The 25,000-nt window shown below is 34.0% G+C and carries 18 protein-coding genes, 1 tRNA gene and 1 CRISPR repeat array; of the genes, 13 read left to right on the top strand and 6 right to left on the bottom strand.

Features of this window, described 5'->3' with window-relative positions; translation table 11 throughout:
- The first annotated feature begins 91 nt into the window (after positions 1-91).
- The 7 genes from DLD54_RS05055 (at position 92) to DLD54_RS05025 (ending at position 10,311) form a co-directional block, all read left to right on the top strand.
- A complete protein-coding gene (locus DLD54_RS05055; protein ID WP_109918466.1) occupies positions 92-1,528 on the top strand; it encodes an ATP-binding cassette domain-containing protein in 1,437 nt (478 codons plus the stop codon).
- Between the two features lie 152 nt (positions 1,529-1,680).
- Positions 1,681-3,270 carry an ATP-binding cassette domain-containing protein gene (locus DLD54_RS05050; RefSeq protein WP_109918465.1) on the top strand — a complete coding sequence of 530 codons (1,590 nt, stop codon included), beginning with the start codon at positions 1,681-1,683 and terminating at the stop codon, positions 3,268-3,270.
- A 101-nt stretch (positions 3,271-3,371) separates the two neighbouring features.
- On the top strand, positions 3,372-5,204 hold the full coding sequence (lepA, locus tag DLD54_RS05045) for a translation elongation factor 4 (protein WP_109918464.1): 1,833 nt from the start codon (positions 3,372-3,374) through the stop codon (positions 5,202-5,204).
- A 41-nt stretch (positions 5,205-5,245) separates the two neighbouring features.
- Positions 5,246-7,522 (top strand): single-stranded-DNA-specific exonuclease RecJ, encoded by a 2,277-nt coding sequence (recJ, locus tag DLD54_RS05040; protein ID WP_109919012.1) that lies wholly within the window; start codon positions 5,246-5,248, stop codon positions 7,520-7,522.
- 100 nt (positions 7,523-7,622) lie between these two features.
- Entirely contained in the window at positions 7,623-8,150 is a 528-nt protein-coding gene (locus DLD54_RS05035; protein ID WP_038522915.1) for an adenine phosphoribosyltransferase, read from the top strand.
- Between the two features lie 469 nt (positions 8,151-8,619).
- Positions 8,620-9,561: an aldo/keto reductase gene (locus DLD54_RS05030; RefSeq protein ID WP_109918463.1), complete on the top strand. Its 942-nt coding sequence runs from the start codon at positions 8,620-8,622 to the stop codon at positions 9,559-9,561.
- Between the two features lie 231 nt (positions 9,562-9,792).
- On the top strand, positions 9,793-10,311 hold the full coding sequence (locus tag DLD54_RS05025; protein ID WP_109918462.1) for a GNAT family N-acetyltransferase: 519 nt from the start codon (positions 9,793-9,795) through the stop codon (positions 10,309-10,311).
- 435 nt (positions 10,312-10,746) lie between these two features.
- Here the strand turns inward: DLD54_RS05025 and DLD54_RS05020 are convergent, their stop codons facing one another.
- Positions 10,747-13,020 carry an HAD-IC family P-type ATPase gene (locus tag DLD54_RS05020; RefSeq protein ID WP_109918461.1) on the bottom strand — a complete coding sequence of 758 codons (2,274 nt, stop codon included), beginning with the start codon at positions 13,018-13,020 and terminating at the stop codon, positions 10,747-10,749.
- Between the two features lie 217 nt (positions 13,021-13,237).
- On the opposite strand from DLD54_RS05020, the gene DLD54_RS05015 reads away from it, so the two are divergent.
- Complete coding sequence (locus DLD54_RS05015; protein ID WP_109918460.1) at positions 13,238-13,570, top strand: YxeA family protein; 333 nt, start codon at positions 13,238-13,240, stop codon at positions 13,568-13,570.
- A gap of 281 nt (positions 13,571-13,851) precedes the next feature.
- Positions 13,852-14,349: a CRISPR direct-repeat array (repeat unit 36 nt; unit sequence GTTCTAATCATCATCAATTTAACAACCATCTAAAAC).
- Between the two features lie 249 nt (positions 14,350-14,598).
- On the opposite strand, the gene eno is transcribed toward DLD54_RS05015, so the two are convergent.
- A complete protein-coding gene (gene eno / locus DLD54_RS05010) occupies positions 14,599-15,885 on the bottom strand; it encodes a phosphopyruvate hydratase (protein WP_109918459.1) in 1,287 nt (428 codons plus the stop codon).
- A 243-nt stretch (positions 15,886-16,128) separates the two neighbouring features.
- Here eno and DLD54_RS05005 point away from each other — a divergent pair, with 243 nt between their 5' ends.
- Positions 16,129-16,959 (top strand): DegV family protein, encoded by an 831-nt coding sequence (locus DLD54_RS05005; protein ID WP_046327209.1) that lies wholly within the window; start codon positions 16,129-16,131, stop codon positions 16,957-16,959.
- Positions 16,960-17,259: 300 nt separating this feature from the next.
- Positions 17,260-18,813 (top strand): L-lactate permease, encoded by a 1,554-nt coding sequence (locus DLD54_RS05000; protein WP_109918458.1) that lies wholly within the window; start codon positions 17,260-17,262, stop codon positions 18,811-18,813.
- A 77-nt stretch (positions 18,814-18,890) separates the two neighbouring features.
- Here the strand turns inward: DLD54_RS05000 and DLD54_RS04995 are convergent, their stop codons facing one another.
- Positions 18,891-19,469 (bottom strand): phosphatase PAP2 family protein, encoded by a 579-nt coding sequence (locus DLD54_RS04995; RefSeq protein ID WP_370448315.1) that lies wholly within the window; start codon positions 19,467-19,469, stop codon positions 18,891-18,893.
- Between the two features lie 149 nt (positions 19,470-19,618).
- On the opposite strand from DLD54_RS04995, the gene DLD54_RS04990 reads away from it, so the two are divergent.
- Together DLD54_RS04990 and DLD54_RS04985 are read left to right on the top strand one after the other, a co-directional pair.
- On the top strand, positions 19,619-20,647 hold the full coding sequence (locus DLD54_RS04990) for a hypothetical protein (RefSeq protein WP_109918457.1): 1,029 nt from the start codon (positions 19,619-19,621) through the stop codon (positions 20,645-20,647).
- 623 nt (positions 20,648-21,270) lie between these two features.
- Complete coding sequence (locus tag DLD54_RS04985; protein WP_109918456.1) at positions 21,271-21,957, top strand: hypothetical protein; 687 nt, start codon at positions 21,271-21,273, stop codon at positions 21,955-21,957.
- Positions 21,958-22,402: 445 nt separating this feature from the next.
- On the opposite strand, the gene DLD54_RS04975 is transcribed toward DLD54_RS04985, so the two are convergent.
- From DLD54_RS04975 to DLD54_RS04965, 3 genes are all read right to left on the bottom strand, one after another.
- The gene (locus DLD54_RS04975) at positions 22,403-23,233 is read right to left on the bottom strand and encodes a hypothetical protein (RefSeq protein ID WP_109918455.1); all 831 of its coding nucleotides are present in this window, start codon (positions 23,231-23,233) and stop codon (positions 22,403-22,405) included.
- A gap of 434 nt (positions 23,234-23,667) precedes the next feature.
- Positions 23,668-23,756: transfer RNA gene (locus DLD54_RS04970), tRNA-Ser, on the bottom strand.
- Positions 23,757-23,930: 174 nt separating this feature from the next.
- Positions 23,931-24,302, bottom strand: a complete 372-nt coding sequence (locus tag DLD54_RS04965; protein ID WP_109918454.1) for a MerR family transcriptional regulator — start codon at positions 24,300-24,302, stop codon at positions 23,931-23,933.
- Positions 24,303-24,442: 140 nt separating this feature from the next.
- Here DLD54_RS04965 and DLD54_RS04960 point away from each other — a divergent pair, with 140 nt between their 5' ends.
- Positions 24,443-24,850 carry a carboxymuconolactone decarboxylase family protein gene (locus DLD54_RS04960; protein ID WP_109918453.1) on the top strand — a complete coding sequence of 136 codons (408 nt, stop codon included), beginning with the start codon at positions 24,443-24,445 and terminating at the stop codon, positions 24,848-24,850.
- Positions 24,851-25,000 lie beyond the last annotated feature (150 nt).

The following is a 25,000-nucleotide window of genomic DNA, read 5'->3' as shown; positions in this document are numbered from 1 at the left end:
TTTATTTTTCAAATATATAATTGAATTTAATATTTTACGCGCTATAATGTAATAAATATTTAATAATATGTTAATATTGTAGGCAATAACAATGAAATTAAGCAACTTAATAAAAACGAATATTTTAAATTCAATTATAATAGTATCTTTAATCGTAATCTATGGTTGTGGAACTGCCTTCAGCTCATACGTTATTAAGTTCGCTTATAATAGCCTGAGTAAAAGTCATTTCTTTCAATTTTTGTACTTTATTTTGGTTAGTCTAATTACAGGATTAGTTGCCTTTATAATTAATTCTGTGGCAACGTGGCTTTATAGTAGACAACTGCAACAATATATTGGCTTGATCAGAGAAAATCTCGTTAAGCACTATTACCATGGTAAATCTGTGTCTACAGCAGCAATGATAAATAATTTAAATAATAATTTGCAGCTATTAACAGATCAATATGCTAATCAAGTTTTGCGTATACTTAGTTCCCTTTTTGTAATGATTACTTCGACAATTGCTTTAGTCATGTTTCATTGGTCGATAGCTGTTTTAGTGATTACTCTAGTTGTTAGCACTTTATTAGTGCCCAAACTAACGCATAAAGCTCTAACGAAAGCAACCAAAAAAATTTCTGAACAAAATAAAAAATATTTAAATACCATTTTTCAGTGGTTTAACGGTCTGGCAGAATTAAGAAGGTACCTGGCATTTGATGCCTTTAGTCATTATTTGACAAAAAAGGGGACAGATTTGGAGCAATCTTATGTTGACAGGCAAAAAGTCATGGGACTGGCTCAATTTATTAATGGGTGCGCAAATTCTTTTTCTCAAGTAGCTGTGACATTTCTAGCAACAATTTTATTTTTTGCTAAAATTGTTTCTTTCGGTACTATTATTGCTGCAGGAACTTTTGCATCTAGTATCTTTAATTCAGCTTTGACTATCACTACTGCATTAACAAGAATGCAATCAACCAAGAATATCAATCAACAACTAAATGAACAGCAAAGAGAAATTCCAAGCACATATTCAAATGAAGCAAATTTTTCTGTAATAAAAACTAGAAGTTTAAAGTATAAATATCCAAATAATAGAGAAATTTCCTATCCTGACATGACTATCAAGAAGGGCGAGAAGATTCTATTGCAGGGTAGAAGTGGTTCTGGTAAATCAACTTTATTCAAACTGCTTTTGGCAGAATTAAAGCCTACCAGTGGACAAATATATTTTTGTGATAAAAAGGGTAATAAGGTTAAAGTTGACCGCAGTCAGATAAGTTATCTAGCACAAGACAATTTCTTATTTCCAGTATCGATCAAAGAGAATATTACCATGTTCAATAGTAAATTGAATAAGGTTGTTGAAAAATATGTAAAATCAGTTCAACTCGAGTCGGATGTAGCTGGTTTTTCAGCTGGTCTGGAAACAATAGTTGATGTTGACAAAGACAACCTTTCGGGAGGCCAAAGACAAAAGATTGTATTGGCGCGTAATGAGATTCAAAACAAGCCTATAATCTTGGCCGATGAATCCTAGTGCCATTGATGAAAATGCAACAAACAAAATAATTAGTAATCTTTTGAATAGTAACCAAACTATCATTGTCATTGCACATAATCTTAATAAAGATACTAAAAAATTGTTTGACAGAGTGATAAATATTGATACAAATCGAGGTGAGGTCAAGCATGACTTTTAAGGGATTATATGCGACTAATAAAATTAGAATGATAGTCATTTTACTACTAGAATTTATTACTTCTGGCTTAGTTATTGGTACAAGTTATATCAATACGTATATCTTTTCTTTCATTCGCAAAAGAATGATAAATGAGTTTCTTTTGTTTTGTCTAATCGTATTATTTTTATATTTTACAAGTTATTTGGGTATGAATTTTTGTCAATACTTAATTGAAAAGCAAATTCAACAATATAATCATCAAGTAAGAGCGGAAATTGTTGCCCATTTTTTCAACGATTACGTCCATCATAGTCCAAATAAGGTCCAAAATATACTAACGAATGACCTTAATATAATTAAGTCTTCTTCTTTGAGCATTTATACCGATATTCCCTATTATGCTGCGCAAATTCTTTTTGTTATTTTGGCACTTTGGTCATTTCATTGGAGCCTTTTAATAATAGTACTATTTTTAGGCAGCCTAAATTTATTGCTTCCCCGTCTATTACGAAAGCCCTTACGCAAAGCTGTGCAAAATTTATCTTTGGCTAACGCGTCATATTTAAATACCGCAGAAAATTGGTTAGATGGCTTAGCTGAATTGCAAAATTTTATGGCTGGAAAAAAACTTTCAACTGTAATGACAGGAGCTTCAAAGAAACTAGAAAAAGCAAATGTTAATCGAACAAAAACTGCGCAATTTTTATCTGTTGTGAATAAGGCAAGTTCAGTTTTGTTAAATTTTGTACTACTTGTTGGAACTGCTTTGTTAATTACTCGTAAAATAATTCCTTTTGGTGTGATTATCACCGTCGAAAATTTTAGTGCAAATTTGTTAGAAGCATTGCAAAGCCTTACAAATGAGGTTGGACAGATATCTTCTGCTGGTCAATTAAATCAGAAAGTTGCAAAAGAGCGCGTACCGGTGACTAGTCCACCTGAAGGTATGCAGCCTATATGTTTAGAAACTCACAATTTAAGTTATATTTTTCCTAACGGTCAAAAATTAACTTTTCCAGATATCACTATTAAACCCCATGAAAAAGTTCTATTAATGGGTGATTCTGGTAGTGGTAAGACTACTCTTTTTAAATTGCTTTTAGGTGAATTGAAACCTACAACTGGTGTAGTTGATTTTTTTGATCAGAATAAAAACAAACTTAATTCGCAAAACTTAAATTTAGGCTACATTCCTCAATCACCTGTTTTGTTTCCAGTTAGTATCAAGGATAATATAACAATGTTTAATAAAGATCTAGAAGAAAATCTAAAACGAGTAATTAAAAATACTTGTTTTAATTATGATCTTAGCAAATTTGCTGAAAAAGAAGAAACAATTATTAACTTAAACAATTTAAATGTGTCTGGGGGGCAAAGGCAAAAAATAGTTCTAGCCAGATCTCAAATTCATGAAAACCAATTTTTGCTATTAGACGAAGGTACATCGGCAATTGATGAAGAAAGTAGTGCAGAAATAATTAACAATATTGTTGATAGTCCTATCACGGTTTTTATGATAGCGCATAATTTGTCTCAGAAAATTAAAAATAAGTTTGATAAAAGAATTAGTTTAAATAAAAAAAACAAATCTAATTAATCAAATAGTTTAGGCTACCCTTACTTTTTACTTAATTGCTTTTAACTGTTTCAGTTACTTTGTTATAATAATAAAGATAGAGTAAAGGGTGCAAATTATTTATGGACATAACAAAATTACAAAACTATCAGAAGCGTATTCGCAATTTTTCCATTGTTGCTCATATTGATCATGGTAAGTCTACGATTGCCGATCGAATTTTAGAGTTGACCGATACGGTATCTGAACGCCAATTAAAAAATCAGATGTTAGACGATATGCCGCTGGAACGCCAACGCGGCATCACCATCAAGATGAACTCAGTAGAAATTAAATATCATGCGCAAGATGGCGAAGACTACATTTTTCATCTAATTGATACACCAGGACACGTGGATTTTTCTTATGAGGTTTCCCGTTCCTTAGCAGCTTGTGAAGGTGCATTGTTAGTTGTAGATGCTTCGCAAGGTGTGCAAGCCCAAACTTTGGCAAATACATACTTAGCAATTGATGATGACTTAGAAATTTTGCCTGTTATAAATAAAATTGATCTGCCTTCAGCTAATCCGGAGCAGGCTAAAGAGGAAATCACAGAAATGTTGGGGTTAGATGCTTCCGACGCTGTTGAAGTTTCCGGTAAAACCGGGCAGGGAATTAAGGAGTTGCTTGAACGCATAGTTAAAGATATACCAGCTCCTAGTGGAGATCTCCAAGCACCGTTAAAAGCGTTGATTTTTGATTCAAAATATGATGACTATCGCGGTGTTGTTTTATCTGTGCGGATTGAAGAAGGTACGGTTAAACCCGGCGATAAAATAAAAATCATGAATACCGGTAAGGAATATGAAGTTACTGAAGTTGGAGTTTCCAGTCCACATCCGGTTAAAAAAGATATTCTAATTGCTGGGGATGTTGGTTACCTAACGGCTAACATCAAGTCCGTTCGTGAAACTCGTGTTGGTGATACTATCACTGCCGCAGAACATCCGACCGCGGAACCACTTCCCGGTTATCGTCAGATACCACCAATGGTTTATTCAGGTATGTATCCCGTAGACAATGGAAAATATGATGACCTTAAGGAAGCTTTACAAAAATTGCAGCTCAATGATGCAGCTTTAGAATTTGAACCTGAAACTTCAACTGCTTTAGGCTTTGGCTTTAGGTGCGGCTTTTTAGGTTTACTCCACATGGATGTGGTGCAGGAAAGACTTGAACAGGAATTTGACTTAGACTTGATTATGACTGCCCCTTCTGTTGATTATCATGCGACTATGAATGACGGCACAACCAAAGTGATTGATAATCCTTCTGATTTACCGTCTGCAGGTGAATATAAGGAAGTGCAGGAACCTTTTGTTAAAGCAGAAGTAATGGTTCCGAATGATTTTGTTGGTCCTGTGATGGAATTATGTCAACGCAAACGGGGCGAGTTTGTGACAATGGACTATTTAGACAAATATCGGGTTAACGTAATTTACAATATGCCGCTAGCCGAAATTATTTATGATTTTTTTGATGATTTAAAATCTTCCACTAAAGGTTATGCCTCACTTGATTATGAAATTACGGGTTATCGGGCAACTGATTTAGTTAAAATTGATATACTGTTGAATAAACAAGTGGTCGACGCTCTTAGTTTCATTGCTCACCGTGATGAAGCTCAAAATAGAGCGCGACAAATGACCTCAATGCTTAAGAAGTTAATTCCTAGACAGAACTTTGAAGTTGATATTCAAGGGGCAATTGGAGCAAAAATTATTTCTCGTGCCACTGTTAAGCCATACCGCAAGGATGTTACTTGGAAAATTCATACAGGAGATCCTGATAGAAGGGCAAAGCTGCTTGAAAAACAAAAGCGGGGTAAAAAACGGATGAAAGCAGTGGGTCATGTAGAAATTCCCCAAGATGCTTTTATGGCTGTCTTAAAAATGAATGATGACGATTTAAATTAAAATAAAGATAAGTAATGATAAAAGGCTGAATTAAATTAATGATTGAATGGCGCAAACGTAAAGGTGATGAATTAGCTCCTGCTATAATTGAGAAGTATCAGCTTAGCCCAATAACGGCTAAGCTGCTTTCTTTGCGCAGAATAAATACTGCGGAAAAAATAGATTATTGGTTTAATGCCACTGAAGCTGATTTGGCTGATCCTTTTCTAATGCATGACATGAAAAAGGCAGTTAACAGAATTAATCAAGCAATTGATGCAGGAGAAAAAATAACGGTCTATGGTGATTACGATGCTGATGGTATTACTGCCACCACTATTATGGTGGAAACACTGGGCATTTTAGGTGCCGACGTACATTTTTTCATTCCCGATCGTTTTAAAGATGGCTATGGTCCAAATCTTGAATCCTACAAAAAAATTGTAGCAGATGGGACTAAACTGATTATTACTGTAGATAACGGGATTACTGGGGTTAACGAGATTGCTTTTGCCAAAAGTAAAGGTGTAGATACAATAATTACAGATCACCATAAATTTCAAGAGCAAGTTCCTGACTGTTACGCTTTGGTACACTGCAATTATCCCGGACAAAAATATCCGTTTGATGATTATTGTGGGGCAGGTGTTGCCTACACTATTTGTCGGGCGTTAATGCAGGAGCCAATGCCTGAATTATTGGAATTAGCAATGATTGGCACAATTGGTGATATGGTCAAGGTGTCAGGAGAAGGTCATGTAATAGTAAAACGTGGCCTTAAAATGCTTAATGAAACTGAGCGACCGGGACTAAGAGCTTTAATAAAAAAAGCAGTTTTACAATTAGGACATATTGACGAAACTGATGTTGGCTTTAATATTGCACCAAGATTAAATGCTGTGGGCAGACTTGCCAATGCTTCTCTGGCAGTGGAATTACTATTATGTGATACTGATGAAAAAGCCGAGGAGATAGCTGCTAAAGTTGAAAAATTAAACGATGAACGCAAAAAACTGACTGCAACTGTTTTTCAGGAATGTCTTGAGCAAGTTAAAAATAATGGCTGGGACAGAAGTCAAACTCTGGTAATTTATCAACCTGATTTTCATGAAGGCGTCTTGGGTTTAGTAGCAAATAAGCTGGTTGAGAAAACTCATAAACCTACCTTAGTTTTAACTAAAAATGAAGCTGGAATTATCAAGGGGTCTGGAAGATCCGTTGTCGGTTATAATATTTTTAATGCGCTAAATCCCTTAAAAGACAAACTATTTTTGAAATTCGGTGGGCATGATTTTGCTTGCGGATTATCAATGACTGAAGAAAAAATTCCTTCCTTAAGAAAAGCCTTTGAGAATAATTTTAATGGTTCATACAACCAGAATATCAGAGATTACGATTTTGAATTACCGTTTGCTAATCTTGATCTAAAGACTATTGCGGAAATTAAATTGGCGGGTCCTTTTGGCACAGATAATGTGGAGCCGGTGTTTAGCATTAAGCATCCTGACATTACTGGCTGCTTTTACATGGGTGCAGATAAGAACCATATCAAACTAACTGTTAGTAAAAGCAATAAAAAATTAAATGTGGTAGGTTTCAATAAAAAATACTTAACCAGGGTCCTGTTACCATACATTGATCAGCTTTTTATTGGCTTACAAGAAAATTGTTTTCGTAATCAAACTAAAGTGCAAGGTATAATTAAAGGTATTGTTTTTGCAGCCCCTAAATTAGCTATTCCTGCACCAGTTATTGATTTACGAACTGAAAAATATGTAATGGGTTTTGCGGATAGGTATCTTTTATTTGACGAAAAAAATAAGATCTCTGCTTCTACAAAATATGATATTGATCCCGCAAAAATTACGCTGATTAATGATTACGATAGTGAAGGCGAGGTAGCTGTCTTTCTTGACGTTCCCCATAATCAAAGTGAATTAGATGCAGCCTTGACTAATAATTATGCTCAGCTTTACTTACGGTTTATTCTGGATCAATTACCGGTGACGCAAATGCCTGTGAAGTCAGATTTTGAAAAATTATTGCGCTACGTATATACTCATCCTGGTTTATCGATTGATGATTATCGCTTGGTTGGACCTTTTCTACAGCAGAGTTATGATCATATTCTATTTATTTTACGTGTATTTTCTGAGCTGCACTTTATTAAAATAGCAGATAATAAAATCTATGCTGTTAAACACCCTGCTAAAAGTAAGTTAACGGCTTCACGGTATTATCTTGCTACTAGGTCACAAATTGCCTTCATTCGTGAATTAAGAAATATGCCTAGTAAAAAATTGCTAATGTACGTGAATGAGCAATTAAAGCAACATTAATTTTTTACATTATTAGTGCTTTTAATCCTGAAATCTGTTAGAATATTAGGGTCGGATAAGCTTTAGCAAGAAAGTTAAGTTTTGGAGGTTTTTTCTTCTTATGGCAAACGATTTTGAGAAACATATTGCAAGTGTTAAGGATTTCCCTAATAAGGGGATCATTTTTCGTGACATCACTCCTATTTTACAGGATGGCAAATTGTTTCAAGCAGCTACTCATGAATTAGCAGAATATGTTAAAAGCAAAAATGCTGATGTCATTGTAGGTCCCGAGGCCCGTGGTTTTATAGTTGGCTGTCCCGTAGCTACCGAATTGGGTATTGGTTTTGTACCTGCTAGGAAACCACATAAGTTACCTAGAGAAGTGGAACGTGCTTCTTATGATTTGGAATATGGTTCTAATAGTTTGGAAATACATAAAGATGCAATCAAACCAGGTCAACGTGTGGTAGTTTGTGATGATTTACTTGCTACAGCAGGAACTCTGAGAGCATGTAAGCAACTAATTGAAAATTTAGGTGGAGAATTAGTTGGGTCTGCTTTTTATATTGAATTACCTGATCTAAAAGGAAAAGAAAAATTACCGGGACTTGATGTTTACTCATTAGTTAAATACCACGGTGCTTAAGTGAATAACATGCAATTAAAAAGTTCCCTGAGGGTCAATCTCTGGGAACTTTTTTGGTAGCTAAATTGACAATTTTTTATTAGCCTCAGTCCAACTAACAAAATCGCTATTTTTAATAAGAAAAGAATACTTACTTGACTGTTGGCTGTAATAATCGTTAGAATACAACTACGGTAGTAATAAAAGCGTTTTTTTAAGAGGAGGATATAAGATTTACTTAAAGTATAATTTTGTCATTGCTGTAAGCGCTTGCTAAATTTAGTAATTTCTGTTGAAAAAGGTTACCATACTTTGTAGTTGATAGGTAGTGGCTAAGTGAAAATATAAATTGGCTTAACCTAAATAATTTATTTACTGAAAAAGTATACTAATAAGTTTGTTACCTTGCCCTATAGTGCATTATTAGTTTAGAAAAACAACGCTAGTTTATAAGCTGTTAGCTATGATAGCTTTTTGGGAGTGAATAGATATGGATAAAATAAGAATTGGCAAAAGTGATGTTTACACAACTAAGTTGGGTTTAGGAACAAATAAAGTTGGGGGACATAACTTATTTAAAAATTTAAATGAAGAAGACGGATATGATTTACTGCGCGGGGCTCTTAAGCAGGGCATCAACTTTTTTGATACTGCTTATGTCTATGGGCTCGGCAGATCCGAAGAGATCATTGGGGATGTCTTGCAAAATTACGATCGCTCAAAAGTAATTATTGCTACTAAGGCTGCCCAAGATAAGTCACAAAATATGGCACCTAATAATAGTGCCGCTTTCATTAAAAAAGCCGTTGATGAGGCACTTTTACGGTTGAAAACAGACTATATTGATATTTTTTACTTACATTATCCAGATGAGAATACACCAAAAGATGAAGCAATTGAAACTTTAGATGAAATTCGCAAAGCTGGTAAAATTCGAGCTATTGGTGTTTCTAACTTTTCTTTGAGTCAAATTAAAGAAGCAAATAAAAATGGGAAAGTTGATATCGTTGAGGATCATTATAGTTTGGTGCGTCGCGCTCCTGTTAAGGAGGAATTGGAATATTTACATGAGCAAAATATTTCATTTGTACCATTTTTCCCTTTAGCTTCAGGTCTGTTAACTGGTAAATACGGCGCTGATGACTGGAACAAGTTTAACAGCACTGACGGCGGAAAACTGCTGGGTGATTTTAACGAAGACCGGTATGACAGAGCAATCAAGGGTATTGCGGGTATTCGTGAGATAGCAACCAAGCACGAGGCAACGGTTACCCAGACTGTTTTGGCATGGTATATGGCTAATCCAGCAATTAGTGTCGTGATTCCAGGTGCGCGCAATGCTGATCAGGTCAGAAGCAATGCAAAAGCCATGTCAGTTAAATTGTCACCAAGTGAATATCAAGAAATTGATCAATTGTTTAGTGATTTTTAAAAGCCTAACGAAGATCTATTTTTAGTTTTTTGAGTTAAAAGTCTTGTGAGAGCAAGGCTTTTTTTATTGAGTAAAAATTAGTTGAAATAGGGTTAATCTGTCTATACACTCTTTTGATAGCGTTTACTGAAAAATGAAAATTTTTTCTTTTTTGAAGTGCAAATTTTTTACAAGCTGGGGGTCAAGTATATATAATGGTACAGTATTTCAAAAAAAGGAGAATAGAGTAATTTGCAATTAAGAAAAGCAACTATGGCCGATTTTGACCAAATTATCGCTATTTTGAAAGACGGTGCTAATCAATTAGCTGAGCACGGTGTTAACCAGTGGCAAGGTGAATATCCGTCAAAAGGACAAATTAAAGAAGATATCGAAAATGGCTGGGCGTTTTTAGCCGTATCTGAAGATAAAGAAACTGTTGGAGCAATTGCAATTGTTGACGGACCGGATCATATTTATGATCATTTAGATGGTGAATGGCTATGCGACACTGATAAATATGTAGTTATCCATCGTGTGGCAATTCACTCACAGCATTCTGGTAAAGGCTACGCTACTGAGTTATTGCGGGCTGTTATTAATGATATTAAAGACAATCGTGCTGATATAGATTCGATTAGAATTGATACTCATGAAGATAACCAAGCAATGCAACATCTGATTGCAAAAATGGGATTTACTAAAGTGGGTCTGTTACACGGAGTTTATCGTCCAGACGAAACTTCATACGTGTACGAATTAAAGAAATAATTTCGTTATTTAACACATTTAAAATCAGTAAATTTTACTGATTTCATAGTAAAAAAATAAAACTAAATAGTTTACATTAGTTATTTTATGTATTAAGATAAACATAACGAATGTAATTTAAAGCATAAATAATGTAGCCCTTGCTACATGTTTATGCAACATTTGTTATAAACGTACAACCAGCGAAAGGGGGGATATGAGGGTCATTGGTAAAGTAAAATTTATTTTTGCTGTTGACTCGCATCTTACCAAAATTAATTTTCCTGATTAATTTAACTATTTTTTCCTATTCTAAATTATTATACCAAATAGCATATACAAAACCTTTTTACCGATGTGATGGAAAATTCAGGAACTCATCGGTATACCTTAAAAAACCTGATTTTGGAGAAAGTCCAAGATCAGGTTTTTCTTTTGCGTTATTAAACTAATAAACTAGCGGTTTTTCATTATCGGCTGATAAAAGAGGTCAATAATGATAGCGGCAATCAAAGCAGCAGCGAACGTTAGTAATAGATTCGTCCATGTAATTTTAGTCATTGCTATGCCAAATAAAGCTAATATTACTGTTAAAATTACATCACCTAACTGAGTTAGACCAACAGCCTTTGACGGGTAATCCTGCCAAAAGTAGCGCTTAGTTCTGGTGATTAAGATAATAAACATAGCACTTAAGACAAGGTAGACGTAGACCATGGTTGACACTGTACCGTGACTATAACCGTGAGTATTAAGATATGCAATAGCAAAGATGCCGATGGCCGTCCATCCGAAAGCAAGTGAAAAAGCAATTTTGGCTAAGCGGGCCATATTCCAATTTTCAGGCTTATAGGTAATGTGAGTCCTATCCGTACCAATCATCATTGTGACCATATTATTCATAATTGTATAAATAACCATTGCATTTAACGCCATAGGGATATAGTTAAAGAAAAGATAACCAAAGGTCAAAAGCATAGTTAATTGCGCAGTTCTCGCCAATTTAGTTAACGACCAGGTTGTCATTCTTTGATAGACCCTGTGACCAGCGTCAAGAATTTTAACAATTGAAGATAAACCATCATTTAGAAGAACCATCTTGCCTGAACGTTTGGCAACGTCAGCAGCGTTGGAAACAGCAATTCCGACTTCAGCTTGTTTCAAAGCGGGGGAGTCGTTAACACCGTCACCGGTCATGCCGACGATATAGCCTTTTTTCTGGAAAAACTTAACCATCTTTAACTTATCTTCTGGTAAAACATCCGCAATACCCGCTAATTTACTGGTATCAGTTTCATCATTAAAATCATGAATTGATATGACATCGCCTTGTAAATCGACTTGCTTAGCTACGGCTTCAGCAGTCTTTTGGTTGTCACCTGTGAGCATAATTGGTTTGACGCCACGCTTTTTAAGCTCACCAAGAGATTTTTTAGAATCGGGACGCACCATATCCTGCAAAATAAAGACCCCGGCTAATTTATCGTCAATCAGTACAGCAACTGAGCGTCCCGCACTAAAATCAACGTCTTTAGCTATTTCATTAGCATTCTGATCAATGAGCGAGAGCTGCTTAAAAGATCCCAGCTTGATATTGTGCCCGTTATAATTAGCCATTGAATAACCAGTACTGGAAGTAAATGGCGTAAAGTCAGTACCTGTCTTCACTTCAAGTCCTAAACCAGTTACATAGTCATCAATCGCCGTATCAATAATTTTTTTATTTCTTTGGTCTGTGGCAGCAGTCGCAAATTCTAGGGCTTGGTTATTATCTAATGAACTAAAATTTGTCCATTGACCAACAGCTGTTTTATTTTGTGTGATTGTTCCGGTTTTATCTAGCAAAATCAGATTAAGATTAGCTGCGTCCTGAATACCGGTCAGATCTGATGTTAAGACGCCTTCCTTACTTAGACGGGTAGCCTCAAAGGAATTTGAGAGTGCAAAAGTTGAGGGCATAGCAACAGGGATGGAAGCTATGAACATCATAGCTAAAAATGGCAACATATTAATTAAATTGTTGAGGTCGCCACCTTTGAAAAAGGATGCCACAACGATTACTAGTGTCAAAATACCATCTAAAATACATAGATAATAAATGATTTTGGTTAATAATTGTTGTAGGTGTCCCGGAGCAGCTGAATTATTAATCAGGTTAATTGTTTTACCAGAACGCGAATTTGCTCCTGTGGCTGTGACTTGAGCAAGTCCGTTTCCTTCAGTCACAGTTGTACCTGCATAAGCTGTATCCTGCGGATTTTTACGAACTGTCTTGGCCTCGCCAGTAATCGAACTTTCGTCAGTAGAAATCTGACCTTCAAGTAATTTCACATCTGCTGCTAGGACATCACCAGCCTGCATGCTGATTAAATCACCTGGGACTAAATATTTGGAATCAATATTTTGCCACTTGCCGTCTCTTTGGACAGAAATAGAAGGTGTCAGCTTATGGGAAATATTGTTTAATACTTTGCGTGACTGCTTTTTCTTAGAAGCACCGTTCCATGCGGCAAAAAGCAACATTAAAAGCACAAACAATGATTGAATCCACTTACCTAAAATGCATTCCAAAAGGAGGGCAGCTTCTAAAATCCAGGCCGATAAATTCCATAACTTAGATAAAAATTCTTTGAAAAAGTTAAATTGAGGTTCAGGAACTTCATTTAAACCATTTTTTTGAAGAAGTTTATCTGCTTCGGCTTGGCTTAGACCCTTAAATTTTTCAGACATATTACTACTTCCTTAGTTTTAAATACTGCACTTAAAGTAGCATAAATAATTGACTTTTGCTAGCAAATAAAATAGATATTGTTGCTGTACTCGTAAAAAATTATGAAAAGTGTATAATAAAGGTATACCAGTGTATTAATACACTTAGAATTTAAATTAAGCAGTTATTTTAGCTAATCTGCTAAATCTATAAAACCAAATTGGATAAGGAGTAATCATGAATTTTAGAAAAATATTTTTTGTCTTTGTGTTAGCAATTGCAGTTTTCTTTTGTTTTCCCTTTTTTATTCATAATGAAATTTTCGATCGTTTCAATCTTACAATTCCCGAAACTAAAAGTTATGCTCAAGTAGAAAAGAATACGCAAAAGTATTTTAACGTTCAAGCTTATGATGCCAAGACTGGTAAGAAACTTCCATATAGGATCAGAAGAGTGGGCGGTTACGACCCTTCTAAACAATATATCAAAATTGATCATAGAGGTCAGTATGTTAAGAAAATTCAGTATGTTTCAAAGAGAGAATTCAACAAGAAAGTAAATAATAATTAGTTTTAATAAATTTACAGATCTTGCCACATTGTCTGTATCATAGTTTAAAAATCATTGGTTATTTAGCATGAAGAATTTAAGGAACAGATTTAAGGAACAGATATCGTAAAATAAATTGTAAAAAGACTAGTATTTGTTGTCTTTTCTAAATGGTAGCTAAATAGGTGGAACAAAAAGGCCTGCTTTAAAAGCAAGCCCTTTATTGTGACTTTAATATAACTTTTTGCTTTTGCATAACAACTATCTAAAACTAGTCGCTAGGTTTATCACTGGTAGACTCAGTTCTAAACATCATCAATTTAACAACCATCTAAAACAAGCTTTGGAATTAAGCTGGTTTTGAATTTGTTCTAATCATCATCAATTTAACAACCATCTAAAACTTAGAAGGTTTCAAAAAAATGAAACCATTCGTTCTAATCATCATCAATTTAACAACCATCTAAAACTGGCAATGGTAGAGCCTTTAATTACGTTGGGTTCTAATCATCATCAATTTAACAACCATCTAAAACTAAAACTTATGAAAATCAGTCTAAGGATATGTTCTAATCATCATCAATTTAACAACCATCTAAAACTGTTCCAAGCACACCACTACCACCACTTGCGTTCTAATCATCATCAATTTAACAACCATCTAAAACACTCCATTGAAAAAAGTACCACGTTGGGAAGTTCTAATCATCATCAATTTAACAACCATCTAAAACCAGTAATTCCACCGTTGGCAAACTTAATCGGTTCTAATCATCATCAATTTAACAACCATCTAAAACCGATGTTTTATCATCAAATTTTAATAATATGGTTGAATTAAACCAAATAATATTAGAAACACGACCAGTTTTTGCAGCAATATCAGGAAAAAGGTAGCTAATCTAGTCCTGATAATGCAGTTCTAGAAATTAAATGTTTACTTAAATTATAGCATAGATGTTTAAATCTTGAATTTATGCTAAAAACACATTTTTAAAAATTTTGACACTAAAAAAGCCTGCAATATTGCAGGCTTTTTTATTAACAAATTAGTCTTTGTCAACACTGTCTGGGAATGTAGCTAAACGCTCACCTTTGCCAAGTTCTTCTTCGATTTCAAGCAAACGGTTGTATTTTTCAACACGTTCTGAACGAGCTGGGGCACCAGTCTTCAATTGACCACCGTTAACAGCAACGGCAAAGTCAGCGATAAATGTGTCACCAGTTTCACCTGAACGGTGAGAAATCATGGTGTTGTATCCGTTCTTACGTGAAAGACGGATAGTTTCCAAAGTTTCAGTAACAGTACCAATTTGGTTTAACTTGATTAATGAAGCGTTACCGGCACCTTCCTTAATAGCTTTAGTCAAAAGCTTAGGGTTGGTACAAATGAAGTCATCCAAAACAATTTGAATTCTGTCTTTGTGGCTTTGAGTAAATTTAATCATGCCGTCAACATCATTTTCATCGTATGGGTCTTCAATTGAAATTAATTCTGGGAACTCGTCAAGTAACTTGTCGTAGTATTGAGCTAATTCTTCATCGTTAAATACTTTACCTTCGAAGTGGTACTTGCCGTCTTCTTTGTTGTAGAAGTAAGAAGCAGCACAGTCACAAGCAATGGCAATATCTTCACCAGGCTTGTAACCAGCCTTAACGATAGCGTCGTGTAAAGCTTGTAAAGCTTCTTCCGAGTTCTTCATGTTAGGAGCGAAACCACCTTCATCACCAAGGCCAGTTTCGTAACCCATGTCTTCAAGAACCTTCTTCAAAGTGTGGTAAGTGTTAACGATCTTTTCAAAACCATCACGGAATGAAGTCTTTTTAACTGGAGTGATCATGAATTCTTGAACGTCAATACCGTTGTCAGCATGCTCACCACCGTTAATAACGTTGTGGAAAGTTTGAGGCATTTCAAGATCAGTACCACCAAGGTATCTGTATAAAGGTTGGTGACTATCTTTTGCTGCAGCAGCTGCAGTAGCCATTGATACACCCAAGATAGCGTTAGCACCAAGCTTAGCCTTGTTAGGGGTACCATCTAATTCAATCATTACGCGGTCAATGTTTGCCTGATCGTGTGGATCCAAACCTTTTAATGCCTTGGCAATTTCAGTATTTACGTTTTCAACGGCTTTGGATACACCCTTGCCGCCAACACGGCTGCCACCATCACGTAATTCAACGGCTTCGTTTTCACCAGTTGAAGCACCTGATGGAACTTCAGCTTTACCAACAACACCGTTTGATAAGGTTACAAAAGCCTCAACTGTTGGGTTACCACGTGAATCATAGATTTCCAGTGCATGAACATTTTCAATGACTGATTTTAACATCTAAAAACCTCCTAAATAATAAATGCTGTACTATTTTGTGTAAGTACATACATTAGTGGAGCATAGGCTCCATATCTACATGACAAATTTTAGCCTAAGTTTGTGATTATGTAAACATTTGTAACCGATTTCTAATGTTAAAAAATATTAAAAATAATTTTGTCGCTTTTTTGACAGGTTTGATTTATTATTATGCTATACAATTTTTAAAAAGATTGGTTTATTTCAAAAAGGAATATTAATATGACAAAAGTAAGGTTAATTATAGATTCTGGTTCAAATGACCAGGCAAATAGCAATTTGACTGTCGTTCCTTTGACAATGACTATTTCTGGCAAGGATTTTGTCGATAATGAGAATCTTAATATTGAGGAATTTATTGCCAGTATGGAGAAGAATACGGAAGAAGGTAAAACTTCTTGTCCCAGTATCAACGAATGGCTTGAAGCTTTATCTGGAAGTAAGCGAGCTATCATTATGACCATAACCAGTGGTTTAAGTGGCAGCTTTTCTTCCGCGTTTCAAGCAAAACAAATATATGAAAAAGATCATCCCGACAGCCACGTGATTGTGGTTGATTCCAGAACAGCTGGACCCGAGATTTCGGTTATTTTGCAAGAAATTCAAAAGTTGGTTAATAGTAATGCCCGTTTTGTTGATCTAGAGCAAAAAATTTCAGATTACAAAACCCATACGCATTTGCTCGTTGTATTGAAATCTTTACACAATTTAGCGCTTAATGGACGTGTCAATATGGCTGTAGCCAAAGTGGCCAAAGTCTTAAATATTGATGTAGTAGGGACTGCCAGTGATGAAGGAAAATTAGAGCCACTGGCAAAAGTGCGCGGCATTAAGCGGGCGCTTAAAGAAATCATCAAATTAATGGGTGAAATGAAGTATCAGGGTGGACATGTTATTATTGACCAATGCAAAAACATGAAAGATGCCGAAACTTTAAAAGCAAAAATTTTAGAGCTTTATCCTGAAGCTGCGATAACTATTCGTCCAATGAGGGGATTATGTACCTTTTATGCTGAAGAAGGCAGTTTAATGATCGGTTTTGATGACCTCTAAAGATTTTTAGCTCAGATTTTATTTGTTCTATAGATAACAGATTAGAAAAAAGTAGCCTAAGTCCTAACAATATAAAGTTAGGACTTATTTTTGTAAGAAAAAGAAAGCGCTTTTGTTACATAGATTGTGAAATGAAATTCATCTTCTAAAGTACTGAACATGGTGCTATAATGAAATTAGATAGCGCTTTCATCACAAACCAAACTGCGCTATCAAGTTTATCTTTATTTAAAATCTATCTTTTAGTTAATGAGAGGTTTTAGTTTAATCATATTAATAAGTTTCGTTGGAGGAATAATAATGGATTTAGTTAAAACAGTCCTTGCGATCATTCCAATCGTGTGGCTGATACTTTCCCTGGGTGTTTTTCACATTCGGGGTGACTTGGCGTGTTTAATCGGCTTTGCATTATCATTAATTCTGAGCATTGTCGGTTTCCACTTTTCGTTTTCAAACAGTATCACAGCGGGAATTGATGGTATAATTATGGCTTTGTGGCCGATAATTTATGTCATCATCTCGGCTCTGTTTATCTACAACATCAGTAGAAAATCAGGCGGAATGGATACAATAATGTCTATGTTAACTTCAATTACCAAGGATATGAGATTCTTAGTATTAATCTTAGCATGGGGATTAGGCGGATTCTTGGAAGCCATTGCCGGTTTCGGTACTGCGGTAGCGATTCCTGCAAGTATTTTAATAATGCTGGGTATGAACCCAATTAAAGCCGCTGTAGTGTGCTTGGTCGCAAATACTGCTCCTACAGCCTTTGGTGCTGTTGGTTTACCTGTAACAACTCTGGCAAAAGTAACAGGACTGGGAGTAACTCAATTAGGTTATTTAATTGCTATACAATTGTTTGTTTTAATGATGCTGGTGCCATTCGTTTTGGTAATGATGACTGAGGGTAAAGGCCTTAAGTCATTCAAAGGCAAAGGTGTATTGGTTTGCACTTTGGTAGCTGGTTTAACTTTTGCAGTACCAGAAATTTTCATTACTAAGTACTTAGGCCCTGAACTACCTTCAATTGTTGGTTCATTAGTTTGTCTGCTATTTTTGGTGATTATTATTAGAGGTTACAGCAAGAAAGATGAAGCAGGATCCTCTAGTGATGAAAAGGAAGAAAAAGCGCCAATTTCTACTGCTGAAAAAATCAAAGCTTGGGTACCATTCATTTTGGTCTTTTGCTTTATTATCTTCACTTCATCAATGTTTCCTGCAATTCATAATGCACTGGCAAGTGTCAAAACTAGTTTCCATTTCTACAATGGTGCAAATGCCAAACCGGTTGACATTGACTGGTTATCATCACCAGGTACTTTAATACTGCTTTCAAGTATCATTGGTGGTGCTATTCAAGGCTTATCATTTAAGGAAATGTTTTCCGTATTAACGAGCACAATCAAACAATTGGTTAAAACAATTATCACTGTTTGTTCTATTGTGGCTTTGTCCAAAGTCATGGGCTACAGCGGAATGATTGACGTCATTGCGGTTAGTCTTGTAACTTTAACTGGTGCATTTTACCCAGTAATTTCACCAATCATCGGTGTACTAGGAATCTTTATTACTGGTAGTGATACCTCAGCTAACGTACTCTTTGGTGAATTACAAGTACAAGCTGCTCATGCACTGAAAGTAAGTCCGTATTGGCTGGCAGCAGCTAACATGGTTGGTGCTACCGCTGGTAAGATGCTTTCACCACAAAATATCGCAATCGCGACTGGTGCAACCGGACTTGAAGGTAAAGAGGGGGTTATTCTTAAGAAAGCTCTGCCTCACTGTGCATGGTATACTGCAGTATTGTGTATTATCGTGTTTGTTGCCGGTAAAATGTTAAGTTACTTATAATATTGATTAATCTGTAAGTCAAATTTCTCATACTTAAAAACACCTCTGAATTCATAAAAATCAGAGATGTTTTTTGATTAAATAATTAAGAAAAGTAGCTGCTGTGCAATACTAAAGCATAAAACTGCTAGAGAAGTAGCTCCCAAAATGTCTGAAGGAAAGTGAGCTTTAAGACTAATTCGCGATATCACAACCATCAGCCAAATGATAGCTAAAATTAATAACAGCCGATTTCCTAATTGATTGGCAAAAATTTGCCAGATTATTAATGCCATTACCGTGCTGCCTAAAACATGACCGCTGGGAAAGCTATAGCCTTCTTCTAAGTCTGAGTGCAAAATCGGACGTTTTCTGCGCATCCATTTTTTTAAAAATATTCCTATTAAATCTGTAAAGCCTAAAGTAAATAGCACCCAAAAAGCAAGTAAATTTTTATTTTTACTAATTAAGAAACTAGCAAGAAATACGTCTAAGACCACTAGTAGTTTAGGATCATTTATAAAGGCTATAATCTGCCAGCCAATCCCATCGTGCTTTCTAATCAGTAGTTTATGGTGAAGCCAATGATCGAATAAGTTGAACCGACGAGAATTTCTGACATTGAAAATAAGTAGCAACAATATGGCTGCAGATAAAATTGCAATCCAGAAGTTAATATTCAAAGTTAAATCCCTACCTATAACTATTACTCGTTTGTATTTTAACAGCAACTTTGTTTGGTATAAAAATAAAAACTTACTCTTGAATAAAATTTAAGAATTGCAATATTAGTAGACTTTTTCGATATAAGTAATAGTTTTAATTAATGATGATAAAGGTAAAATATAACTTAAAATTAAAGCTTGACTTTGATGAAAAACAACTTAAAATTGATGATATCAATAATATGCTGGATTACGAGGTGAGAAAAATGGCTGATAATAAAACCACTAAACAGGAAACTGTCGGTGAAGCTTTACGTGATATAGCTCATCATGAACATGCTTTTGCTTTAGCTGATAATTCTACTAACCATATTGGTGACCTAGCTGTTTATGGCACACTTTATCTTTTGGCAATTTTACAACCCTATATGCTTAGATTTGAGTGGATTTTTGTACTTCTAGCTCTAGTAGCCGTAATTAGTTTAATTCGTTACCAGAACTTTTTAAGAAATAAAATTACTTGCAAAAAAATGACTCCGTTTTTTGTCAATACTAGTTTGATTTCAACAGGAGTCCGGGCATTTGTAATTGGTAATGCTCCTTTGTTAGCCTATAGCCTCTATACTAAGGGGCAGTTCAATGTCTTTATTTCCATTATAGCTGGTCTAGTTGTGGCTATAATTGGAATATCTTGGCAATATCATTATCTAATTAATCGTCAAGTCATTGACAGACAAGAGCAATCGCCTAAGCAGACTTTTAAAAATGCTACTAAGTTCATTATTAATAGTTGCAGAAAAAATTATATTAGCCGTGGCTATTTGGTTGATATTGTTTGTGCTTTTGTGGTTTGCTCAAACAATATTGCTTATAAGGAATTTGTCCTAGTTAAATTTGAAGCTTGGCAATTTGTCTTAATCACTCTTTTAGTAACATTGGGAGCAATCGTATTTCAAAAGTTTTTACGAAATAAGGTTGCTGCAAAGGATATCAGTAAAAGCTTTAAATGGGGCTCTTTAATTATGACTGCAATTCGAGGCTATCTGATTATTGCTGCACCATGGATTGCTACATGCTTGTTCTCGGGGAATGCTATTAACTGGCTTGCTGTGAACTTGATAGGCTTATTTGTTGCTGTAGTTGCTACAGGATCGCAATATAGATATTTAGAAAAAGTTGGAGTCTTTTAAAATATACAGCTAAAGAAAAGCTAGTAAAAGAATTTTCTCTTAATGGATTTTTGTTTTAATAGTTATTTAAATAAAGCTTGTTTTAATATATGCATTTAATGCTTTACTGGAAATCAACTCTTGACTTACAATAGAATAAACTGATTCTTTTTGCAGTAGATAATGGAAAAAATAAAAGCTATATGAGGCATTACATATTATTGCTAAATGAATTAACACATATTCTTCTTAAAATAACACTTTAAGTTCTGACTTTAAAAAGTCAAAAATTTTTAAAAAATACTGCAATTATTTTTTAACTATGAAATTTCTACGTTTTTAATACACTTTCATAAATTTCTCTCAATTTCAAGTGATTTTTTACTTATTGCATTATTTACGTAATTATTAAGTAATTATTAAATAGTAAGTATGCTAGAAATTTTTTGCTTGAATAATTTTCTTTTCAGAATATTTATAAAATAGAATTAAAGACTAAGTATCTTAACATAGGTATAATGATAAAATATATGTTATATATTAGCAGTATAATTGTTATATGACAGTGTAGGAATAACAAAAAATATAAAATAGATCTAATATTATTAGCTATATTACATACATAGAAAGGAATATTATAAAATATGAAATATGAAAAAAGAAATATTATTAGTCTCTCTGTGAGTGGCATTATAGCAATTTTTTTATCCGTTCTATACAATATATTTGAAACTGTGTTTTGTATAAAAATTTTGCTTTCTATTTTAATGTTAATTTCTTTTATAATTTTTTTTAAAAGTGTAAAAAACTTCTTTTTTTATAAATATGAAATATCAAAAGATACTTTTTTTAAATTTATAAATTTTTTGGTTGTAGTTGGTTCTTTCTTTTTGTTCTTATTCACAATTATATTTGTTTTTGCCTTCCAAAATACTTTTAATCTAGTACTGCCATATTTTTTGCTTTTTTGTATGCTAACATTTTGGAGTTTTGGATATTCTGTTTGTAGGAAAGTGCTTAAAGAAAAAGTAAATAAAGCTGCATTAAATATTTACTTGTTTACAGTTTTTAAATCAGTATTAAGTGCTTTAGCTACATGGATTGTTATTATATATTTTTTTCCATTAAATTGTTTTGATTCAATTCTTTCAGCAGAAAATTTATTTAGGCTATTTTCGAAACTTTTAGTTGATATATTGACACTATTTGTTCCTTTTTTTGATATGTACAATTTTACTGCTTCTGAAATTGAAAAATATGAGCAAAAAGAGGAGGAAAAAAAGGAGGAAAAAATAGTAAAAAAACGTAAGATAACAGATTATATTAAATAAATTTAAAAATAAAGCAGCTTGATTTTTTCTTTCATTGTATCAATTAGCAGTTTCTGAAGAAAATCTGTATGTATATTAAACTGTTTGTATGTTAAAGAAAATAAAATTAGATATATAATTAAGTAGAGTACAGTCTATTTTTATTATTGATAGTATTAGTAATTAAAATTAATTTTAAAGTTGGCTAACATTTTTATATGCTATCGATGACTTTTTCGATATTATCATCTTCTGTGCTTTATACTCATCAAGCATGTAGGTATAATTTTTGCAGTAATTGTCATGCTTGAGTGTCCTAAACGTTTTGAAATGGCATATAAATCAATTCGTTTGCTGCTATAATAGCGTATGTAAAAGGGCCCCTGTTGCATTTGTATTACTTCTAAGAAATCTAAATTCGAGCAATGAATTCTTAGAAGTTTTTTATTTTCAAAATATTTAAATCTTATTTTTTACTTAAGCCAATTAATTCTATAGTAGACAATATAACTTCTCCAGCAGTTAAATCAGCCGTTACTTTGGTGACTTGACCTTTTTCAGCATTTTTGCCTAATATTTCGTTTAAATTATCATCAGAACCATCTTCCGATATTAAATTACCTCTGCCTTTTATTGGCCGTATGACATATCTCCCGGGTTTAATATCAAGTCCTACTAACCATATACCAGCACTTATTTTTGTTTTATATGTATATTTATCTGGTGTTGGTGTGAAGCTTGTAGACTCTATCCAATCTATCTTGATTTTGTCGTTTTTTACTAAGTTGGTAGTAAAAGAAGTTAACCGATCGCCATTAGCATCGTTTCCTAAAATAACGTTAATAGTGAAATCGCTGTTAGATAAATTACCACTGCCCTTGACAGCTTTAATAACGTATCTACCTGGCTTGATATCTCTGCCGACTTTATACTTACCAGCACCTAAAGTAACTGCTTTAGCAGTGTTTTTCACTGGTATAAATTTGGAAACCTTTTTGGTAGTATAAGCAGAAAGCTTTTTTCTCTTTTTTATAGGTGATGGCTTTTTAAAATGATGTGTGGTAGTCTTGTATGTTTCATTATGACTTTCGGAATCTTTTGAATTTGAGACAAAGAAACCACAAATTAAAACTAGTATTAACCCCCATACCCACCAACGTTTCACTAACAGCTCCTTTGATGGATTTTTACTTGGCGTTGATGCTTCTTTATAATCTTTGTTATTTTCTAATTTTCTATCACTAATAATTATGTAAATAACAAAGATTATTAGTGCAATTATCCATAATAATTTCATTTGCCTTCTCCCATTATACTTGTAACTATACATTTATAATTTACCATTTTTATAAATGTCTTAAAAGAATAAATTGGTATATGTTTTTCAGTTCTATTGAGCATCATATTCTACACGGACAACTTTCCCGAGTATTTTCCGTGGCCTTTTTTACTAAGAATAATAGGGTCATAATCTCTGTTCTTTGGCATTTTAATCTAGATATCCTATAATGTTTTGCTCGGCAAAAATTGGTTCGGCCACAAGTAACATTGACAATAATCAAATACAATAACCTTTTAATTTAAACAATGATAGATCGTAAATAAAAGAGCAGTTATAGAAACTGCTCTTTTATCTTGAATAATGAATTACTTTAATTAAAAGGTTGCGAACATTTGGCGATCACATAAATTAAAAATGTTGATATACCAGGTTTTAAGACCATATATTTAAGGAGAGTACAGGATTTGAACCTGCGCGCCAAGGAAAACTTGGTTCGCCGGATTTCGAGTCCGGTGCATTACCACTCTGCCAACTCTCCATAACGAATAACATTATACCGTATCTGAAAATTTTTTCAACTTGACATTTATCATAAATCGGTAAAAAGAGTACTTGCTTTGCATTTAGTCAGACTAGTCAAAACTGAGCTTGCTATTTACCGGCTCATAGTCAATCAATAGTTTTTATAAAGGCAGTCAAAGTAAAAGAATTATCATCCTTCCTTTAAATCTCCGATTGTTTTGAGATAGGTTTTGATTTTCTGTTCTACAAATGCAATATTATCATTAATTTTCTTTTCTTCTTCATGTAAATTATCTAGTTGATTGAACAGTAAAACCAGCCGTTCAGGAATAGTTTGGTCACCCGCATAGCGCAATTTAGCATATTTTTGCATTTCTTTGATGCTCATACCGGTCTTTTTTAAGCGCGAAATAAAACTAATCCAAGCCACATCTTTTTCGGTATAAAATCTGCGGTTGTTTTTATCACGACTGGGAAAAAGCAGTTTTTGCTTTTCGTAGTAACGCAGTGTGTCAATTGAAAAGCCACTAAGTTCGGCAAATTGACCAATTGAATATTTCATCTGATTTCCTTCCTTAACAGTATATGATTATATTTTACCATGTCGTAATATTTTTAAAATAGTAGTTGACATGGACTGCACTCCAGCAACTATTCTAATAACTGTTGAAACAAGTTTGCAGAATAAAAAGGAGAGATACTATGAAAAATGATGAACGCTATCAAAAGGGTTTAGCAAATTTAGAAAAAGTTGACAGCGAAGGTGGTAAATCCGTTATTAAATCACTGGCTGGCTTATCTGAAGATGTTGGGCGCTACATTATTGAGTTTGCGTTTGGTAATATATACGATCGCGGTGTTTTAGATCTAAAGCAAAGAGAAATGATCACCATCACAACTTTGTTAACACAGGGTGATACCGAACCGCAACTGAATGTTCATATCAATGGTGCCTTGAATGTTGGTTTAACGCCGGAAGAAATAATTGAAACTTTTATTCAAACTATTCCTTATGTGGGCTTTCCCAAAGTGCTGAATGCGATTACTGTCGCTAAAGAAGTGTTTAAAGACCGCGGAATAGATTTTACAAAAACAAATAAAAATAAATAAGCTCATTCCTGAAACTAGCTGCTACTTTTTAGCAAGCTAGTTTTTAGTTGGCGAAATATTTTATGACTGAAAGGAGTTTGACTTTTTTAATCGTCTAATGTAAGCTAACTTCAATTTAATTTTATATTAATGTTTCAAGATAAAGAGGTG

Origin of the sequence: Lactobacillus helsingborgensis (genome assembly GCF_003173695.1) — a bacterium.
Lineage (GTDB): Bacteria > Bacillota > Bacilli > Lactobacillales > Lactobacillaceae > Lactobacillus > Lactobacillus helsingborgensis.
Note: the sequence above shows the minus strand (reverse complement) of the source record. Positions and strands in the feature narration are given on the sequence as shown.

Bases quoted from the DNA above. Each gene is read 5' to 3' on its own strand.
- DLD54_RS05055 (WP_109918466.1), top strand. From the start codon at position 92: ATGAAATTAAGCAACTTAATAAAAACGAATATTTTAAATTCAATTATA.
- DLD54_RS05050 (WP_109918465.1), top strand. From the start codon at position 1,681: ATGACTTTTAAGGGATTATATGCGACTAATAAAATTAGAATGATAGTC.
- lepA (WP_109918464.1), top strand. From the start codon at position 3,372: ATGGACATAACAAAATTACAAAACTATCAGAAGCGTATTCGCAATTTT.
- DLD54_RS05035 (WP_038522915.1), top strand. From the start codon at position 7,623: ATGGCAAACGATTTTGAGAAACATATTGCAAGTGTTAAGGATTTCCCT.
- DLD54_RS05030 (WP_109918463.1), top strand. From the start codon at position 8,620: ATGGATAAAATAAGAATTGGCAAAAGTGATGTTTACACAACTAAGTTG.
- DLD54_RS05020 (WP_109918461.1), bottom strand. From the start codon at position 13,020: ATGTCTGAAAAATTTAAGGGTCTAAGCCAAGCCGAAGCAGATAAACTT.
- DLD54_RS05015 (WP_109918460.1), top strand. From the start codon at position 13,238: ATGAATTTTAGAAAAATATTTTTTGTCTTTGTGTTAGCAATTGCAGTT.
- eno (WP_109918459.1), bottom strand. From the start codon at position 15,885: ATGTTAAAATCAGTCATTGAAAATGTTCATGCACTGGAAATCTATGAT.
- DLD54_RS05005 (WP_046327209.1), top strand. From the start codon at position 16,129: ATGACAAAAGTAAGGTTAATTATAGATTCTGGTTCAAATGACCAGGCA.
- DLD54_RS05000 (WP_109918458.1), top strand. From the start codon at position 17,260: ATGGATTTAGTTAAAACAGTCCTTGCGATCATTCCAATCGTGTGGCTG.
- DLD54_RS04990 (WP_109918457.1), top strand. From the start codon at position 19,619: ATGATGATAAAGGTAAAATATAACTTAAAATTAAAGCTTGACTTTGAT.
- DLD54_RS04985 (WP_109918456.1), top strand. From the start codon at position 21,271: ATGAAATATGAAAAAAGAAATATTATTAGTCTCTCTGTGAGTGGCATT.
- DLD54_RS04975 (WP_109918455.1), bottom strand. From the start codon at position 23,233: ATGAAATTATTATGGATAATTGCACTAATAATCTTTGTTATTTACATA.
- DLD54_RS04965 (WP_109918454.1), bottom strand. From the start codon at position 24,302: ATGAAATATTCAATTGGTCAATTTGCCGAACTTAGTGGCTTTTCAATT.
- DLD54_RS04960 (WP_109918453.1), top strand. From the start codon at position 24,443: ATGAAAAATGATGAACGCTATCAAAAGGGTTTAGCAAATTTAGAAAAA.